This is a genomic window from Xylanibacter rarus, from assembly GCF_001275135.1.
Taxonomy (GTDB): domain Bacteria; phylum Bacteroidota; class Bacteroidia; order Bacteroidales; family Bacteroidaceae; genus Prevotella; species Prevotella rara.
Genome location: NZ_LFQU01000023.1, coordinates 18,084 through 33,718, shown reverse-complemented (window position 1 = coordinate 33,718; position 15,635 = coordinate 18,084). Strand labels below are relative to the sequence as shown.

General features: G+C 46.3%; 16 protein-coding genes. 15 read left to right on the top strand and 1 reads right to left on the bottom strand.

Annotated elements, in window-relative coordinates; genetic code table 11:
• Positions 1–6 precede the first annotated feature (6 nt).
• The 12 genes from rpmD to ACU52_RS11165 all read left to right on the top strand — a co-directional run bounded on the left by rpmD (position 7) and on the right by ACU52_RS11165 (position 8,194).
• Positions 7–183 carry a 50S ribosomal protein L30 gene (gene rpmD, locus ACU52_RS11215; RefSeq protein ID WP_021855185.1) on the top strand — a complete coding sequence of 59 codons (177 nt, stop codon included), beginning with the start codon at positions 7–9 and terminating at the stop codon, positions 181–183.
• A gap of 26 nt (positions 184–209) precedes the next feature.
• The gene (rplO, locus tag ACU52_RS11210; RefSeq protein WP_021855186.1) at positions 210–656 is read left to right on the top strand and encodes a 50S ribosomal protein L15; all 447 of its coding nucleotides are present in this window, start codon (positions 210–212) and stop codon (positions 654–656) included.
• Positions 657–660: 4 nt separating this feature from the next.
• Positions 661–2,004 carry a preprotein translocase subunit SecY gene (secY, locus tag ACU52_RS11205; protein ID WP_021855187.1) on the top strand — a complete coding sequence of 448 codons (1,344 nt, stop codon included), beginning with the start codon at positions 661–663 and terminating at the stop codon, positions 2,002–2,004.
• Positions 2,005–2,019: 15 nt separating this feature from the next.
• A complete protein-coding gene (gene map / locus ACU52_RS11200; protein ID WP_053398840.1) occupies positions 2,020–2,814 on the top strand; it encodes a type I methionyl aminopeptidase in 795 nt (264 codons plus the stop codon).
• 8 nt (positions 2,815–2,822) lie between these two features.
• The gene (gene infA / locus ACU52_RS11195) at positions 2,823–3,041 is read left to right on the top strand and encodes a translation initiation factor IF-1 (protein WP_021855189.1); all 219 of its coding nucleotides are present in this window, start codon (positions 2,823–2,825) and stop codon (positions 3,039–3,041) included.
• Positions 3,042–3,055: 14 nt separating this feature from the next.
• Positions 3,056–3,172, top strand: a complete 117-nt coding sequence (gene ykgO, locus ACU52_RS14845; protein ID WP_021855190.1) for a type B 50S ribosomal protein L36 — start codon at positions 3,056–3,058, stop codon at positions 3,170–3,172.
• A 30-nt stretch (positions 3,173–3,202) separates the two neighbouring features.
• Entirely contained in the window at positions 3,203–3,583 is a 381-nt protein-coding gene (rpsM, locus tag ACU52_RS11190) for a 30S ribosomal protein S13 (protein ID WP_021855191.1), read from the top strand.
• Positions 3,584–3,592: 9 nt separating this feature from the next.
• Positions 3,593–3,982 (top strand): 30S ribosomal protein S11, encoded by a 390-nt coding sequence (gene rpsK, locus ACU52_RS11185; protein WP_021855192.1) that lies wholly within the window; start codon positions 3,593–3,595, stop codon positions 3,980–3,982.
• Positions 3,983–4,051: 69 nt separating this feature from the next.
• Positions 4,052–4,657, top strand: coding sequence for a 30S ribosomal protein S4 (gene rpsD / locus ACU52_RS11180; protein WP_021855193.1), 606 nt, complete (start codon positions 4,052–4,054; stop codon positions 4,655–4,657).
• Positions 4,658–4,669: 12 nt separating this feature from the next.
• Complete coding sequence (locus ACU52_RS11175) at positions 4,670–5,662, top strand: DNA-directed RNA polymerase subunit alpha (protein ID WP_021855194.1); 993 nt, start codon at positions 4,670–4,672, stop codon at positions 5,660–5,662.
• 69 nt (positions 5,663–5,731) lie between these two features.
• Positions 5,732–6,226, top strand: coding sequence for a 50S ribosomal protein L17 (gene rplQ / locus ACU52_RS11170; RefSeq protein WP_053398839.1), 495 nt, complete (start codon positions 5,732–5,734; stop codon positions 6,224–6,226).
• 1,344 nt (positions 6,227–7,570) lie between these two features.
• The gene (locus ACU52_RS11165) at positions 7,571–8,194 is read left to right on the top strand and encodes a porin family protein (protein WP_053398838.1); all 624 of its coding nucleotides are present in this window, start codon (positions 7,571–7,573) and stop codon (positions 8,192–8,194) included.
• Positions 8,195–8,371: 177 nt separating this feature from the next.
• Here ACU52_RS11165 and ACU52_RS11160 read toward each other — a convergent pair whose 3' ends face one another.
• Entirely contained in the window at positions 8,372–9,253 is an 882-nt protein-coding gene (locus ACU52_RS11160) for a helix-turn-helix domain-containing protein (protein WP_053398837.1), read from the bottom strand.
• Between the two features lie 268 nt (positions 9,254–9,521).
• Here ACU52_RS11160 and ACU52_RS11155 point away from each other — a divergent pair, with 268 nt between their 5' ends.
• Genes ACU52_RS11155 through ACU52_RS11145 form a run of 3 tightly spaced genes read left to right on the top strand, consistent with a single transcriptional unit; the run spans position 9,522 to position 15,157 of the window.
• The gene (locus ACU52_RS11155; protein WP_053398836.1) at positions 9,522–10,634 is read left to right on the top strand and encodes an efflux RND transporter periplasmic adaptor subunit; all 1,113 of its coding nucleotides are present in this window, start codon (positions 9,522–9,524) and stop codon (positions 10,632–10,634) included.
• A 3-nt stretch (positions 10,635–10,637) separates the two neighbouring features.
• Positions 10,638–13,778, top strand: a complete 3,141-nt coding sequence (locus ACU52_RS11150) for an efflux RND transporter permease subunit (protein ID WP_053398835.1) — start codon at positions 10,638–10,640, stop codon at positions 13,776–13,778.
• The gene (locus ACU52_RS11145; protein ID WP_053398834.1) at positions 13,775–15,157 is read left to right on the top strand and encodes an efflux transporter outer membrane subunit; all 1,383 of its coding nucleotides are present in this window, start codon (positions 13,775–13,777) and stop codon (positions 15,155–15,157) included. The genes ACU52_RS11150 and ACU52_RS11145 overlap by 4 nt, the downstream gene beginning before the upstream one ends.
• Positions 15,158–15,635: the final 478 nt, after the last annotated feature.

Sequence of the window (15,635 nt, the reverse complement as noted above, 5' to 3'; positions counted from 1 at the left end):
AATAATATGGCAACAATAAAGATCAAGCAGATTAAAAGTAAAATTGGTGCTCCGCTAGACCAGAAACGTACACTTGCGGCTCTTGGTTTACGTAAAATATCTCAGGTCGTAGAGCGTGAAGATAGTCCTACCCTTCGCGGTATGATAAGGAAGGTTCACCATCTGGTAACCGTTATTGAATAATAACTCACATTAAAAAAGAAACGATTATGAAACTAAATAATTTGAAACCAGCTGCAGGTTCTACTCATTCACGCCGCCGTATCGGCCGTGGACCAGGTTCTGGCCTTGGTGGAACGTCTACACGTGGTCACAAGGGTGCTAAGGCACGTTCTGGTTATAAGAGAAAGATTGGATTCGAAGGTGGTCAGATGCCTTTGCAGCGTCGTATACCGAAGGCTGGATTCAAGAATATTAACCATAAGGAGTATTTTGCTGTAAACCTTTCTACGCTTCAGGAGATTGCTGAGGCAAAGAATCTTACAAAGATCGGCATTCAGGAACTGAAGGCTGCTGGTCTTACCAATGGTAAAGAGTTGGTTAAGATTCTCGGAAATGGTGAATTGAAAGCAAAATTGGAAGTGGAAGCTCATGCTTTCTCTAAGACTGCTGAAGAGGCTATCAAGGCAGTTGGTGGTAACACAACAATAATCTAAGTAAATGAAAAAGTTTATTGAGACACTGAAGAACTGTTGGAAGATTGAGGATTTGCGTCAGCGAATCCTCATCACCATAGCATTTGTTGCAATTTATCGTTTTGGATCATTTGTTGTTTTGCCAGGAATTGATCCATCAATGTTGCAGAAATTGCAGTCGCAGACAAGTGGCGGTCTTATGTCGCTGCTTGACATGTTCTCCGGTGGTGCTTTCTCCAATGCTTCTATCTTTGCATTGGGAATAATGCCTTACATCTCAGCTTCTATCGTAATGCAGCTGCTTGCAGTTGTAGTGCCGTATTTCCAGAAGATGCAGCGTGAGGGTGAGAGTGGACGTAAGAAGATCAATTGGTATACACGTGTGCTTACCGTTGCAATTCTTTTGTTCCAGGCTCCTTCTTACTTGATGAACCTGAAGATTCAGGCCTATGGTGCTTTGTCATCAGGCATTGACTGGTCAGTGTTCATGATACCCGCAACAATTATTCTTGCTGCAGGTAGTATGTTCGTTTTATGGCTCGGTGAGCGTATTACGGATAAAGGCATTGGAAATGGTATCTCATTGATTATTATGATAGGAATCATCGCCCGTCTGCCGCAGGCATTTATACAGGAGGTCAGCTCTCGCTTTACGGCAATCACTGGCGGTGGTCTCGTTATGTTTATTGTTGAGATACTTATACTTTATGCTGTCGTTTGTGCATCTTTGCTCTTGGTTCAGGGCACTCGCAAAATACCTGTACAGTATGCTAAGCGTATTGTCGGTAACAAGCAGTACGGTGGTGCACGCCAGTATGTTCCGTTGAAGCTCTTCGCTGCTAACGTTATGCCTATCATCTTTGCTCAGGCATTGATGTTCATTCCGTTGGCAATCGTTCAGTATTCAACAGACCAGAGCGGTTACATTATCCGTTCTTTGATGGATCACAGAAGCTTGTTGTATAATATTGTGTTTGCAGCACTTATAATTGCTTTCACATATTTTTATACAGCATTGACTCTGAACGCGACACAGATGGCTGAAGACATGAAGCGTAATAATGGCTTTATACCCGGCATCAAGCCAGGTAAAGACACCGCTGATTATATCGATACAGTTATGTCTCGTATAACATTCCCCGGTTCACTCTTTATTGCGTTTATCGCTGTAATGCCTGCTCTTGCTGGATTGCTGAATGTTCAGGATGCTTTCTCTCAGTTCTTTGGTGGAACATCTCTCCTCATTCTCGTAGGTGTTGTTATAGACACACTCCAGCAGATCGAAAGTCATTTGATGATGAGACATTACGATGGCTTGCTCAATTCAGGTCGAATTAGAGGCCGTAATGGCGGCGTTTCTGCATATTAGAGTATTTCTTACTGAATGAAGATATTTCTCAAGACAGAAGATGAAATAGAACTGATGCGAAAAGCCAACCAGTTAGTTGGAAACACTTTGGGCGAGATAGCAAAGCATATCAAGCCCGGTGTTACAACTTTACAGTTGGATAAAATAGCAGAAAGTTACATCAGGGACAATGGGGCAATACCAACCTTCAAAAATTACCCTAACCCTTTTGGACAACCTTTTCCGGCAAGCATCTGTACTTCTGTAAATGATGTAGTTGTTCACGGAATACCAGGCAACAAGACTGTGCTTCGTGACGGCGATATAATATCTGTTGACTGTGGTGCTCTTTTAAACGGCTTTAATGGTGATTCTTGTTATACTTTTTGTGTAGGCGAAGTTTCGGCTGAAGTGAAGCTGTTGCTTCAGACTACCAAGGAGGCTCTTTATTTGGGTATCGAGAATGCCGTTGCCGGAAAGCATATTGGTGATATCGGTCATGCCGTGCAGGCTCATTGCGAATCGCGAGGATATGGAGTTGTCAGAGAACTGACAGGACATGGGATAGGACGCGAGATGCACGAAGATCCATCTGTACCAAACTATGGCACTAGTGGTTCGGGAGTATTGCTTAAAGCAGGCATGTGTATTGCGATAGAACCGATGATAACGATGGGCGACAGATCCCTTTGTATGATGCCCGACCGTTGGACGATAAAGACATGTGACGGGAAACCTGCTGCACATTTTGAACATACAGTAGCGATATATCGGGGTAAGGCAGAAATTTTATCTTCTTTTGAGGAAGTTGAACGATTAGAAAGAAATTAATTTTAAATATGGCAAAACAAGACGCAATAGAGCAGGACGGAACAATCGTAGAGGCATTGTCAAATGCAATGTTCCGTGTAGAGTTGGAGAATGGCTGTCCTATAACGGCTCACATTTCGGGTAAGATGAGAATGCATTATATTAAGATTCTTCCCGGAGATAAAGTAAAAGTTGAGATGAGTCCTTATGATTTGACAAAGGGCAGAATCGTATTCAGATACAAATAATTTTATAGAGATATATGAAGACAAGAGCATCATTAAAGAAACGTACTCCCGATTGCAAAATCGTTCGTCGTAAGGGTCGTCTGTACGTTATTAACAAGAAAAACCCTAAGTACAAATTACGTCAGGGCTAAAACATTAAATTTTTTAATTAATTAACAAAAATGGCAATAAGAATTGTTGGAGTAGATTTGCCCCAGAATAAGCGTGGCGAAATCGCATTGACTTATATTTATGGTATAGGTCGAAGTAGTTCAGCAAAGATATTGGATAAAGCAGGCGTAAGCCGTGACCTGAAGGTCTGCGATTGGACAGACGATCAGGCAGCTAAGATCCGTGAAATAATCGGCGCTGAATTCAAAGTAGAAGGTGATCTCCGTTCAGAGATCCAAATGAATATCAAGCGACTGATGGATATTGGTTGCTATCGTGGAATTCGTCATCGTAACGGTCTTCCGGTTCGCGGTCAGAGTACAAAGAATAATGCTCGTACCCGTAAAGGTAAGAAGAAGACTGTTGCTAATAAGAAAAAGGCTACTAAATAATAATTAGTTATGGCAAAGAAAACAGCAACATCTAGAAAAAGAAATGTAAAGGTTGACGCTATGGGCCAGCTTCACGTTCATAGCTCTTTCAACAATATCATTGTATCTTTGGCTAACAGCGAGGGCCAGATTATTTCATGGTCTTCAGCCGGAAAGATGGGTTTCCGCGGCTCAAAGAAGAATACTCCTTATGCAGCTCAGATGGCTGCCGAGGATTGTGCAAAAGTAGCTTATGACCTTGGTCTCCGTAAGGTAAAGGCATATGTTAAGGGTCCGGGTAACGGCCGTGAGTCAGCTATCCGTGCCGTACACGGTGCCGGAATCGAAGTAACAGAGATTATCGACGTAACACCGTTACCCCACAACGGTTGCCGTCCTCCAAAGAGAAGAAGAGTTTAATCAAGTACACAAATCCGCCATCCTGCGTTGTGCAGGATGGCACAATAAAACAAAGTATTTTAAATTATTATGGCTAGATATACAGGTCCGAAATCAAAAATTGCGCGTCGTTTTGGTGAACCCATTTTCGGCGCTGACAAAGTTTTGTCTAGGAGAAACTTCCCTCCTGGACAGCATGGCAATAATCGTCGCAGAAAGATGTCTGAGTATGGTGTCATGTTGGCAGAGAAGCAGAAAGCTAAATACACTTATGGTGTGCTTGAGCGTCAGTTCCGTAATCTGTTCGAGAAGGCAGCAAAGGCAGACGGTATTACCGGTGAGGTATTGCTCCAGAGCCTTGAGTGCCGTCTTGACAACGTAGTGTTCCGCCTTGGAATTGCTCCTACACGTGCTGCAGCTCGTCAGCTGGTTAGTCATAAGCATATTGTTGTTGACGGTAAGGTAGTTAACATTCCTTCATATTCAGTTGCTCCCGGTCAGGTAGTAGGTGTTCGTGAGAAGGCTAAGTCTCTTGAGGTTATTGAAGCAGCTTTGGCTGGTTTCAATCACAGCAAGTATCCTTGGTTGGAGTGGGATGAAAACACAAAGAGCGGCAAGCTTCTGCACAAGCCGGAGCGTGCTGACATACCGGAGAACATTAAGGAACAGTTAATCGTTGAGTTGTACTCTAAATAAATCATTAAATTAATGGCGATATTAGCATTTCAAAAACCTGATAAAGTTGTAATGTTGGAGGCGACAGACAAATTCGGCAAGTTCGAATTTCGTCCTTTGGAGCCAGGCTTTGGCGTTACCATCGGTAACTCATTGCGCCGCATTCTTCTTTCATCGCTTGAGGGTTATGCTATCAACACAATCCGTATTTCGGGTGTTGAGCATGAGTTTTCCTCTGTACCTGGCGTAAAGGAGGATGTTACCAACATTATCTTGAATTTGAAACAAGTAAGATTCAAGCAAGTAGTAGAAGAATTCGAGAACGAAAAAGTTAGTGTCACCGTAGAGAATTCAACAGAGTTCAAAGCAGGTGATATAGGTAAGTATCTGACTGGATTTGAAGTGTTAAACCCTGATTTGGTGATTTGTCATTTAGATGCCAAAGCTTCAATGCAGATTGATCTCACTATAAATAAAGGACGCGGATACGTTCCTGCTGACGAGAACCGTGAGTTCTGCACTGACGTCAACGTTATTCCAATCGATTCTATTTACACTCCGATCCGTAACGTGAAATATTCAGTTGAGCCGTATCGTGTTGAACAGAAGACCGACTACGACAAGCTGGTTATTGAAGTTACGACGGACGGTTCCATTCACCCGAAGGACGCTCTTAAGGAGGCTGCCAAGATTCTTATTTACCACTTCATGCTGTTCTCTGACGAGAAGATCACTCTTGAGAACAATGATGTTGACGGTAATCAGGAATTCGACGAAGAGATACTCCACATGCGCCAGTTGCTCAAGACAAAGCTCATAGACATGAATCTTTCTGTTCGTGCGCTTAACTGTCTTAAGGCTGCTGATGTTGAGACTCTTGGCGATTTGGTTCAGTACAACAAGACCGACCTTCTCAAGTTCCGCAACTTCGGTAAGAAATCGCTTTCAGAGCTTGATGATTTGCTCGAGAGTCTGAATCTGTCGTTTGGTACCGATATTTCTAAGTACAAATTAGATAAAGAGTAACCGTGCATAATCCGGCGCATGGCTGATACCTGCGCCGGGCATGCCGATTTATCGCAAAAGAAAACAAAAATGAGACATAATAAGAAATTCAACCATCTGAGTCGTACTGCATCTCACCGTAAGGCTATGCTTGCTAACATGGCTGTATCGTTGATAATGCACAAAAGAATCACTACGACTCTCGCTAAGGCTAAGGCCTTGAAAAAATATGTAGAACCTCTGATAACACGTTCTAAGAATGACACAACAACATCTCGCCGTGTAGTTTTCCGCTATCTGCAGAACAAGTATGCCGTTACAGAGCTGTTCAAAGAGATTTCTACTAAGGTGGCTGACCGTCCGGGCGGATACACCAGAATCATAAAGCTGGGCTTCCGTCAAGGTGACGCTGCTGAAATGTGCTTCATAGAGCTCGTTGATTATGATGAGAACATGGCTAAGGCTCCCAAGGCTGCCAAGAAGACTCGTCGTAGCCGCCGCTCTAAGGCTGCTGAAGCTGCTGAAACTCCTGCAACTGAGACTGCAGCAGAGGAAACAGCTACAGAAGAAGCTAAGGCAGAATAATAACGTCGAATATATCTCTACAATAGCGCTTTTTCCCGTGAGGGAAAAGGCGCTTTTTTTATATCATTATTTTCTCAATAATGAAGAGGCTATGCCGGGCCAATGGCGCGTGTGCAATATTTTATCAGTTAGGCGCACTTTCTTATATTTCCAGATGAATCAGAAAAGCAAGAGGCAGGTCCAAGATTTTATTTTGACCAACATGCCAATAATTTAATTTTCGACCCGTGCAGTTATTGCTGGATTTGCAAAAGCTGTATGTTTATTTTCTAGTTATTGAGTCAACAACAATAACAGTTATAGGTTAAGCCAAAGTCAACTTTAATCAGGTAAAAGACTGTTAGAAGTCAACCAAAATCAGAAAAGGTAACTAATATAATGAAATAAAAAGTTTTTATTAAAAACTTGTCACTCGTCACATTCTTGTCTAAAACCTTGAGCAACAATATTTTATGGCGTGATGAGTTGCAGGGTGAACTCATCACGCCGGTATGCCGCTGTGCCGTTGTGATGTTTCCTTAATACAACTCGTCACACCATAATGTGTTGATATTCTGTGAGTTAGGTGCAGATGTGATGAGTGACGAGTTTTTTATAAAACAATTTTTACTTTCCTTGCTGCTGTTCATCTGTATAACTTGTGCCCTTTCAGCTTGTGAAAAGCCATGTTTTATAGGGCAAAAGCATACCTTTTGTGTTGCCGTTCAGCACCTTTTGCATCGTGCATGTTAGCAGGTGATTATGCTTTTAGCGCTTCCATGGCAGACAGCAGATTGTCTTATATTGTATGGTTAAATGTTTATTGCGGATAAGACTGACTGTGACTCTATTCAACAGGTATACCGATGTCTTCATCCGCTTATTTGTTCTTGTGGTATTATTGTCGTCATTCTTTTTCAGACATAGTCTGCTATGACTTAAAATGGCAAACGATAGTCTGCTCAATATAAAATGATAATCCGGCAGAATCATGGTGAGCGATTATGATAAAATCGCGCAAAGTGTAAAAATATTCTAACTCTTATTAATCAGAGTTAGAATATTTTTCGTATCTTTATAGCCGTAAACTTATGGTGATGACTGTATGCCAACGAGTGAATGAAGAGATACCTTTTATGACCTTAAACGTTTTTACAGAGATTAAATACAGACGAATATGATCTACGATGAAATACCCGCAAAGGTTATCCGTATATTCAGCAGCTTGCAGGCCTGTTGCATTTGCATAATATCATGTAGCTGTTGCGTGACTGCGATGCACCTTGGCCGTCTATATGTCTGCCTGGCGGGTACGCCTTGAAATGGATTTGCATCAATTTAGGTAAAACATAAATCTATACGAAAATGAAGAAGACGATATTTATTCTTGTTATTGCGTTCTTTGCACATCTGTCAGTGATGTCGCAGAATGATGGAAGCCCTCCGCAATTATCAACAAATAAAGCCGATCATGGCGTGCGGTTCAGCATAGAGTTAGGCTTAAACATGTCGAAGCTTACGGGTGATATCACAAACGAGAAATATTCTTTGCAATATAATGCCGGAGCCTATGCACACATCCCGATAATAAGGAGCCTTTATGTAAAGACCGGACTGCAATATACAGCCAAGGGCGTAAAAGGAAAGGGTAGGGAGAACAACAGAATAGACGCAAACTATATAGAGCTGCCTTTGTTGCTCTCTTACAGATATGACTTTAACCGCAATACCCAGTTGCAGGTAAACGTAGGTCCATACTTTGCATATGGCATATCTGGCGAAATAATGGATGATCTTGATACATTCGGAGACAACGGAGTGCTTGAGCGTTATGACACCGGCTTGCATATGGGAGTAGGTCTTATTGCCGCCAAGAACGCTTATGTAGGTTTCGGCTATGAAATAGGCCTGAAGAACATCAACAAGACAGAAGATGATATCAGCCTGAAGAACAGTAACTTTTTTGTGAATCTAGGATATGTTTTTTAGTGTGTCTGTGTCGGACATGAGCATCATTGCTTGAGATGCCTTGGCATTCGGACAGATACATTATATCTCAGGCGGGCTGATAAATTATTCTGATGAAGCAAGGAACGTGTTGTATTGAGCGCTGAGTCTAATGGGCAGAATTGGGCTTGTGTACAAATACGCACCTTGCTTTAGCAATTAGTCAGACTTCTTGTTTTTCAATCTGTATTCAGTAGGCGATATGCTCACCTGCCTTTTGAAGAATTTGCAGAATGCCGCCTGATCCGAGAAACCTAGTTTTTCGGATATAAGTCCTATGGTCATTCTGTCGTCGTCGAGCAGCGCCATTGCCTCGTGTGTTATCTCGTCGCAGATAACCGTATGAGGCGTCCTGCCCATTGTGTTCTTTATTATTCTTGTAAGATGCTTTGCCGACATGTTCAGGGCCTGGGCGTAAAAGTCTATGTTATGTTGCCTGGTGAAATATTTTGTCACGAGCTTGGTGAAGTCGAGCGCCACGGCCTCGCTGCGCCTGCAACCCTGCTGCATGTCGTCAATGGTTGTTTCGTTCGACATTATTGCGTTGCCCAGTTCCAGACACATGCTCTTGTAGAACACGGCAGCCAGTTCGTTATGATAATAATGATTCTTTGCGGCAATGGCGTCAGCCAGAAAACTTAGCTGTGTGTCCACTCGCAATATGGCTTCTTTTGTGAAAGAGTGTATGGGTATGTCCTGTGTCTGCAGCAGTTTCTCAATAGGCACAGGCTTGAAGTTTTTCAGCGAGTTTCGTGCAAAGGTGTATGTAACCAGCATGCACCATGCCCTTGCATCTTTTTCACATTTCTCTATTCGTATGGTCACAGTGTCAAGGCTGTCTATGCACGAGCAACTTTCTATGTGGCACCTTTTTCCGTTTAGATTTATGTCAATACAGCCTTCGCTCACAACAATGAATACCCTGCTGCTATCAATGTCGATACCTTCAAGTCGGTGAAACTCGTTCGGATTGACCAGCAATATCTGCTCCTTGATATAGCACGAAGGCGGAAATTTAGGCATTAGTTCGTGAATGTTCATACGGTAGTTTTTTATGTATTTGAGGCAGACAGCCGTGGCGCTTTTGTCATATAGCCTGTATTTGCCGGGTCTGCTGATGGAGATGTGCTTGCAAATATACTTATTAAGTGTCCTTTTTAGACAATTTTTAGCGCAAAATAGACATAGCGTTTGCAAATTAGTCTTAACGATGTCTGTAATGAACAAATTCTTACTCCAAATTTACAAAAGAGCAAGCGTTTTGTCAGGATAATTTTGTGCCCGAAACATCAAAGAATAAAAAATGAGTATGAGATTAAGACATGTTTTTATTTTATGTTGCCTGTCTATTTTGTTCGGGTGTAACAACAAGTCCGGACAGCAGGCAGCCGGCGGCGACTATCCGATGATGACTCTGAAGGCCGAGGACAGAACCCTGTCGCTTAAATATTCAGCAGTAACCGAAGGCCGCCAGGATGTGGAGGTGCGTCCGCAGATTTCAGGAAAGATAACTCAGGTATGCGTAAAGGAAGGTGCCTATGTGCGCAAGGGCCAGGTGCTGTTCGTCATCGACCAGGTGCCATACCGTGCGGCTGTAGCCAAGGCACGCGCGTCCGTGGCCACGGCAGAAGCCAATGAGGCAACTGCAAAGCAGACACTTGCCGGCAAGCAGTCGTTGTATGCTGACAAGGTGATATCCGATTTTGAGTTACGCACGGCTCAGAACAGCTATAAGAGTGCGGTGGCAGCCCTTAGTCAAGCCCGTGCCGAACTTACCGACGCGCTCAACAACCTGTCTTACACAGAGGTGAAAAGTCCCGTTGACGGCTATGCCGGCATGACGTCGTTTCGTGTAGGCGCGCTGGTTGACGCCTCTATGACAGAGCCGCTGATACACGTATCCGACAATTCGGTGATATATGCCTACTTCTCTCTGTCCGACAAGCAGGTGCTCTCGTTAACCTCACAGTATGGTTCACTTGACGAGGCCGTCAAGTCGTTTCCCGAGGTGTCGCTTGAGCAGAGCGACGGTTCGGTGTATGAGAAAAAAGGTAAGGTAGACGTGCTCAGCGGCATTGTCGACAAGACAACAGGAACTGTCAGCGTGCGTGCCGTGTTCGACAACAGCTCGCGCAGGATAATGAGCGGCAGCCAGGCCAATGTGGTGGTGCCTTACGAGTGTAAAGACTGTGTGGTGATACCGCAGGGAGCAACCTACGAGCTTCAGGACAAGGTGTTTGCCTATCGTGTAATCAATGGTCGTGCCGTGTCTACGCCCATTGAGGTGTTCGAGATAAACGACGGCAAGGAATATATCGTAAAGTCGGGCCTTCGCAAGGGCGACGTGATAGTGTCAGAGGGAGCCGGCCTGCTTAAAGATGGTACGGTGGTGGCGTCATCCGGAACAAAAAAGGAGAAATAGCCTATGAAACTGCAGAAGTTTATCGACCGTCCCATCCTGTCGATGGTGATATCCGTTGTGATACTTGTTGCCGGACTTATAGGCCTGTATGCCCTTTCCGTCGAGCAGTATCCCGACATAGCTCCGCCTACCATCCGCGTGTCTACCACTTACAGCGGAGCCAATGCCGAGGCTGTGCAGAAGAGCGTCATCGTGCCCTTGGAGGAAGCCATCAACGGCGTGGAAAACATGACCTATATGACCTCAACGGCCAGCAACACCGGCAGCGCCGAGATTACAGTGTATTTCAAGCAGGGCACCGACCCCGACATGGCTGCCGTCAACGTGCAGAACAAGGTGTCTACGGCAACATCGCTGCTTCCTGCCGAAGTGACAAAGGTGGGTGTTACCACGATGAAGAGGCAGAGCAGCATGCTTATGATATTCGGCCTTTACAGTCCTAAGGGCACCTACGACGAGACCTTTCTTACCAATTATCTCAACATTAACGTAAAGCCGCAGCTGCAGCGTATTTCAGGCGTGGGCGAGGTGAACGTCATGGGAGGCGACTATGCCATGCGCATATGGCTAAAGCCCGACGTTATGGCGCAGTATGAGCTTGAACCGGCAGATGTAGAGGCTGCATTGTCGAGCCAGAACATTGAGGCGTCAATCGGATCAATAGGCGAAGACTCAAAGAATGTCTACCAGTATACGCTGAAGTATCGCGGACGCCTTGAAAAGGAAAAAGAATTTGAGAATATCGTAATCAAGGCGTTCGACGACGGCCGCGTGGTCAGGCTCAGCGACATAGCCAAGGTTGAGCTCGGCTCTCAGAGCTATACATACACCGGCTCTGTGAACGGTTCGCCCGGTACGACCTGCATGATAAACCAGACAGCAGGCACCAACGCCAACGAGATAATTACCAGTATAAACAAATACCTTGAAGAACTCAAGGAGACACTGCCCGAGGATGTCGAGGTGGTAGAGCTTATGAGCACCAAGAACTTCCTTGATGCCTCTATCAATGAGGTTATTAAGACGCTCATCGAGGCCATCATCCTTGTGGTGCTCGTAGTGTACGTGTTCTTGCAGAACCCGCGCTCAACGCTTATTCCAACCATAAGCATCTTCGTGTCGCTCATCGGAACGTTTGCGGCCCTTTATGTGGCAGGCTTCAGCATCAACCTGCTGACGCTCTTTGCCCTTGTGCTTGCCATCGGTACGATTGTCGACGATGCCATAATTGTGGTCGAGGCCGTGCAGACCCGCTTTGACGAAGGCTACCGCTCGCCATACAAGGCAGCCGTTGACGCCATGAACGGTATTTCATCAGCCATCGTAACTTCAACACTCGTGTTCATGGCGGTGTTTGTTCCGGTGTCGTTCATGGGCGGCACGTCGGGCATATTCTACACACAGTTCGGCGTAACAATGGCTGTTGCCGTTGGTATATCTGCCATCAACGCCCTTACGCTGTCGCCAGCCCTGTGTGCTCTTATACTGCGTCCGAACGAAGAAATCATAGAAGGCCGCAAGCCGGGCTTCTCCACGCGCTTCCGCATGGCGTTCGACTCGTCGTTCCGCCGCATCGTGCAGAAGTACAAGTCGGGTGTCAAGTTCTTTGTCAAGCGCAAGTGGGTGGCATGGGCGTCGCTTGGTTTTGTCGTCGTGCTCCTGTTCTATCTTATGTCTACTACAAAGACCGGTCTTGTGCCGTCTGAGGACACCGGGTCAATCTTCGTGAGTCTCGATGCGCCGGCAGGAAGCACCCTCGCCGAAACTGCCGAGATTATGGGACAGGTGGAGAAAGAGCTGAAAGACATACCTCAGATAGAGAACTTCAACAAGATAGCCGGTTTCGGCATGGGCTCGGGCAGTGGCTCGTCTCACGGTATGTTCATCGTCAAGCTGAAGCACTGGGACGAACGCAAGGGCGACGAAAGCAGTGTTGATGCCATAAGCAACGAGATCTACCGCCGCACGGCACACATCAAGAACGCAACCATATTCGTGTTCTCGCCGCCTATGATATCGGGCTACGGTACGGGTAACAGTTTTGAGCTTTACATACAAGACCGCAGCGGCAAGGGCATTGATGCCCTGAGTAAGGTAACCGACGATTTCCTGGCAGAGCTTAACAAGCGGCCGGAGATAAAGATGGCATACACGTCGTTCAGTTCCAAATTCCCGCAGTACAGGGTCGACATAGACGAGGCCCAGTGTCAGCGTGCCGGCATAACCACGCAGGATGTCATCAACACGCTGTCGGGATACTTCGGAAGCATATATGCCTCTAACTTCAACCGTTTCACCAAGCTCTACCGTGTCATCATCCAGGCTCCTTCCGACAGCCGCAACAGCATGCAGTCGCTCGACAACATATATGTAAAAACCACGGGAGGCATGGCTCCTGTCAGCCAGTTTGTCAAGCTCAGCAAGACCTATGGTTCCGAGTCGCTCACCAGGTTCAACCTCTTCTCGGCCATCAACGTGCAGGGCATGCCGGCCGACGGCTACAGTTCGGGCGACGTCATCAATGCCGTAACAGAGGTGGCAGCACGCACACTGCCCACGGGCTATGGCTACGAGTATTCCGGCATGACGCGCGAGGAGGCACAGATGGCCGGTTCGCACGACACCGTTATCATCTATTGCATCTGCGTGCTCTTCATCTATCTTATATTGTGCGCACTTTACGAGAGTCTGTTTGTGCCTATGGCCGTCATCATGTCTGTGCCGTTCGGTCTGGCAGGAAGTTTCCTCTTTGCCCGCATGTGGGGACTCGAAAACAACATATATCTCCAGACAGGTCTCATCATGCTCATCGGACTGCTGTCTAAGACGGCCATCCTCGTTACCGAGTATGCCACAGAGCGCCGCAAGTCGGGCATGACGCTCACTCAGGCTGCCATGAGTGCTGCCGCCGTTCGTTTGCGCCCAATCCTTATGACAGCTCTTACGATGGTGTTCGGCATGCTTCCGCTTATGTTCGCCTCAGGCGTAGGTGCCAACGGCAACCGCTCGCTCGGTGTAGGCGTGGTCGGAGGAATGGTTATCGGCACGGTTGCGCTGCTGTTCGTAACGCCGGCCTTCTTCATCGTGTTCCAGTATGTTGAAGAGCGGGTGATGAGTAAACGTAAAAATGAAAGAAGTTTATGAAAAATATAAGTCTTGTTTTGTTTATTTTGAGCGGCGTGCTGATGAGCGGCTGCCGCATCTACAGCACCTATGAGCGTCCCGGCAACCTGCCGGTTGACAGCCTTTACCGCGACGTGTCGGCCGATTCTGTTGCCTCGGCCGACACCACCTCGCTGGGCGACATGCCGTGGCAGCAGTTCTTTCAGGATGAGCATCTGCGCGAGCTTATCAGCTATGGACTGAGCAACAACACCGACATGCTTACCGCCCTGTTGCGTGTCGACCAGGCTGAGGCACAGCTCAAGGCCGCCAAGCTGGCCTTCCTGCCGTCGCTCACGTTGTCGCCTCAGGGCTCGCTTAGCTCTGTCGACGGCGGCAAGCCCGCAAAGACCTACGAACTGCCCATAGAGGCCAGTTGGGAAGTCGACCTGTTCGGCAGTCTCCGTAATGCAAAGAAGAGCAGTCAGGCCACCCTCCTTCAGCAGAAAGCATATCAGCAGGCTGTACGCTCTAAGCTCATTGCCATGATAGCAATAGATTATTATGCCCTGCTTTCCATTGATAGCCAGATAGAGATAAGCCTGTCTACCCTTAATGTGTGGCGCGAGCAGGTGCGCACTATTGAGGCCCTGCTGAAGGTAGGCGAAGAAAACGAAAACGCGCTGACACAGGCACGTGCAGGACTTTATGAACTCGAGGCGTCATACAACGACCTGCTGAGACAGCAGCGTGAGGCCGAAAATGCGTTGTGCACCCTGATTGGCACTACGTCGCACCGCATAGAGAGGGGCACGCTCGACGGGCAGCGCATGCCCGACAGCCTGTCTGCAGGCTTGCCCCTGCGTCTGCTGTCAAGGCGTCCTGACGTTGTGCAGGCCGAGATGACGCTTGCAGCTGCATATTATTCCACCAATCAGGCCCGTTCGGCTTTCTATCCCAGCCTCACTCTTTCTGGCAGCGCAGGCTGGACCAATTCGGCCGGACAGATAGTGTCCGACCCGGGCAGCTGGATTCTCTCGGCTCTGGCTTCGCTCACGCAGCCTATATTCAACCGTGGCAAGCTGGTGTCAAACCTGCGTGTTGCCAAGGACGAGGAGCAGATAGCCTTGCTCAGCTATAAGCAGGCACTGCTTGATGCCGGTCAGGAGGTGAACAATTATCTCTATGCGGCAGAGTCGGCCCAGCGCAGTCTCGACAGTCACAGCAAGCAGTGTGCCGAGCTTGAGCGTACCGTAAAGACATCTGACGCCCTTTATCGCACGGGCAACGCCACATATATCGAACTTCTGTCGGCCCGTCAGGAGCTGCTCAATGCGCGCCTTAGCGTAGTGTCAGACATATATAGCCGCTGCGAAGCCATCGTAAATCTTTACAGCGCCCTTGGAGGAGGATGCGAATAAGTTTATTTATATCAATTTGTTTTCTTCATACCTAGGCCCAACCTTCATTTGACGAATAATACATAAACTCTATTGACTTAATGGTTTGGCTACCGGGTTTGGGCCAAGTCGGCATGGCGTTCTGGTGTATCAACCATGTGCCGTGCCGACGTTTTTATGTGTTAGAATGTTATGTTTCTTACAAAGTTTTTGTTTTAAAATAATAATCTATTGTTTTTGTTTTTATGTTCTGTTAGTTCAATCATTTAAATCTGAAGTTCAGACATTTATATTTGAAGTTCATACCTACTGTTGTTTTTTTATTCTGCACGTATAACATTAATTTGTATCTTTACGCCATGAAAAGTTAGTTTATATGTGAAAGAAACTTCAGAGTTAATAACATTATATTTTAATCTTAAATTTTAGGAGTATGAAAAGAAATACTGCTTTTATAGGAATTCTATTCCTATTTTTGTTGATGTGTTCTTCTGCTGTA

Bases quoted from the DNA above. Each gene is read 5' to 3' on its own strand.
- rpmD (WP_021855185.1), top strand. From the start codon at position 7: ATGGCAACAATAAAGATCAAGCAGATTAAAAGTAAAATTGGTGCTCCG.
- rplO (WP_021855186.1), top strand. From the start codon at position 210: ATGAAACTAAATAATTTGAAACCAGCTGCAGGTTCTACTCATTCACGC.
- secY (WP_021855187.1), top strand. From the start codon at position 661: ATGAAAAAGTTTATTGAGACACTGAAGAACTGTTGGAAGATTGAGGAT.
- map (WP_053398840.1), top strand. From the start codon at position 2,020: ATGAAGATATTTCTCAAGACAGAAGATGAAATAGAACTGATGCGAAAA.
- infA (WP_021855189.1), top strand. From the start codon at position 2,823: ATGGCAAAACAAGACGCAATAGAGCAGGACGGAACAATCGTAGAGGCA.
- ykgO (WP_021855190.1), top strand. From the start codon at position 3,056: ATGAAGACAAGAGCATCATTAAAGAAACGTACTCCCGATTGCAAAATC.
- rpsM (WP_021855191.1), top strand. From the start codon at position 3,203: ATGGCAATAAGAATTGTTGGAGTAGATTTGCCCCAGAATAAGCGTGGC.
- rpsK (WP_021855192.1), top strand. From the start codon at position 3,593: ATGGCAAAGAAAACAGCAACATCTAGAAAAAGAAATGTAAAGGTTGAC.
- rpsD (WP_021855193.1), top strand. From the start codon at position 4,052: ATGGCTAGATATACAGGTCCGAAATCAAAAATTGCGCGTCGTTTTGGT.
- ACU52_RS11175 (WP_021855194.1), top strand. From the start codon at position 4,670: ATGGCGATATTAGCATTTCAAAAACCTGATAAAGTTGTAATGTTGGAG.
- rplQ (WP_053398839.1), top strand. From the start codon at position 5,732: ATGAGACATAATAAGAAATTCAACCATCTGAGTCGTACTGCATCTCAC.
- ACU52_RS11165 (WP_053398838.1), top strand. From the start codon at position 7,571: ATGAAGAAGACGATATTTATTCTTGTTATTGCGTTCTTTGCACATCTG.
- ACU52_RS11160 (WP_053398837.1), bottom strand. From the start codon at position 9,253: ATGAACATTCACGAACTAATGCCTAAATTTCCGCCTTCGTGCTATATC.
- ACU52_RS11155 (WP_053398836.1), top strand. From the start codon at position 9,522: ATGAGATTAAGACATGTTTTTATTTTATGTTGCCTGTCTATTTTGTTC.
- ACU52_RS11150 (WP_053398835.1), top strand. From the start codon at position 10,638: ATGAAACTGCAGAAGTTTATCGACCGTCCCATCCTGTCGATGGTGATA.
- ACU52_RS11145 (WP_053398834.1), top strand. From the start codon at position 13,775: ATGAAAAATATAAGTCTTGTTTTGTTTATTTTGAGCGGCGTGCTGATG.